The sequence below is a fragment of the Moraxella cuniculi DSM 21768 genome, from assembly GCF_900156515.1.
Classification (GTDB): domain Bacteria; phylum Pseudomonadota; class Gammaproteobacteria; order Pseudomonadales; family Moraxellaceae; genus Moraxella; species Moraxella cuniculi.
The window spans coordinates 1-1,554 of record NZ_FTNU01000042.1 but is presented as its reverse complement, the minus strand read 5'-3'; the positions used below and the strand labels follow the sequence as shown (position 1 = coordinate 1,554).

Sequence of the window (1,554 nt, the reverse complement as noted above, 5' to 3'; positions counted from 1 at the left end):
GCAGTTCAAGTTCTTTGTTTTGGGCATAATCACCGATTCTCTTTGCTGCTTCTTTACCAAATTCTGTGGTGATAACTGTTTGAGCATTTAGCTCTTTAATTGCTTTGTCTTTATTAAAATCATTGTTGATGATTTGGTTAAGTTGGTTTTGGGTTTGTTGTTGGTTGAAGTTTTCTGTGTTGATGTAGTTAAGTCCTGCTTGGTCTGTGATGGCAGAATGGGTGGTGCTGGTTTTGTTGGTTGGGGGTATTGTACCATAGCCTAAGCCTGTTGGCGATATGCCATTTTGGCTGATGTTAATGCCAGTTTGTAGGGCATTGCCATTGATGGTGAGATGATTTTCTATATTTTGAGTATTTATCCCTTGGGTAAAGTTGGTTTGGTTTTGGTTTTTGTCAATGATAAGATAGCCACCAGTGAAGCTACCTTGTCCTTGTACAGATAGGGTTGATTGATTGGCTTTGATGCCTGATTGGTTGATTACTTGGGCGTAGGTGGTATTGATGTTGGCTTGGTTGCTGATTGTATTGTGCAATAACATTAATACCAACAAAATCAAGCAAGAATTATTCAAGATCCAGCTTGGTGGATTGAGAAAATGCAATAACCACTAACTCAAAAGCAAATACAACTCTCCAGAAGCCATAATTAACAACAGCATTATTGTAGCGGCAATCAAGCTAAAAACAAGTCTTTTTGGCAATGGCATATCAAGCAAAATTAAGCCTGCTACAAAAGCATATAAAGGAATAAAAAACGCCATAACAAGTATCATTATATGGTCGTTATTATCGACAGGATAGCTAAAATCTGGGCTTATATAATCATATAAATAACCATTCACATAACATAGGCTCAACAGGAGTGATAAAACATAGACTTTTATTCTCACCTTGGAATACCCCTAGCATTAAGTCGCTTATAACCCTCAATAATTGCCTTCTGCATTTCCTGAGAATTTCCTCCACCACCGTGTGCACCAAAGGATGGTTGAATGATCACATTTGGAAACTTGGCATAAAAGTTATTAAGACTACCATGTCTACGATTAATAGCCCTAACTATTGCTTCATAAGACCTATCGCCAAACGGAGCTCCGATCACACTAGGAACTCCATCATTAGCCAAGTTAATATCTCCAACAATTCCTACCACAATAACCCTTTTAGAATTACCAGAATTGATTTCCAATCGTTCTACGAAATCAACCCCATCGCTAGTGTTTACTCGTGCACCAGCAATAACTCTCAAATCCCATTTTCCCCCACCAAATGGAGATCCAGCTCTTAAAGCAGCATCGCCACCAACGCTATATCCTGCAAGCACCTTGGGTTGACCTGTTGAGTGACTAAACTTGTTTGCTAAATCCACACCTGCTTGCGGATCGTTGTTTCCGATACCATCATAATTAATCTTTGGGTTTAAAGTTAAATCAAAATTAGAATCAAACATGAGACCTGTTATGGTTCCCCTTAGGACATCCACCCCATTCGGCTCTCCTAGTGCTCCCCCATGTAAAATCAAACCTTGATTCCACTCAACCCCAACTCTCCC

General features: G+C 39.4%; 2 protein-coding genes and 1 pseudogene. All 3 read right to left on the bottom strand.

Annotated elements, in window-relative coordinates; all coding sequences use genetic code 11:
• Positions 1-574, bottom strand: a pseudogene (locus tag BW928_RS11180) (hypothetical protein); the annotation flags it as partial.
• 36 nt (positions 575-610) lie between these two features.
• The gene (locus tag BW928_RS11175; RefSeq protein WP_076556277.1) at positions 611-844 is read right to left on the bottom strand and encodes a hypothetical protein; all 234 of its coding nucleotides are present in this window, start codon (positions 842-844) and stop codon (positions 611-613) included.
• A 44-nt stretch (positions 845-888) separates the two neighbouring features.
• A partial coding sequence (locus BW928_RS11170) for a hypothetical protein (protein WP_211277315.1) occupies positions 889-1,554 on the bottom strand: 666 nt, incomplete at its 5' end.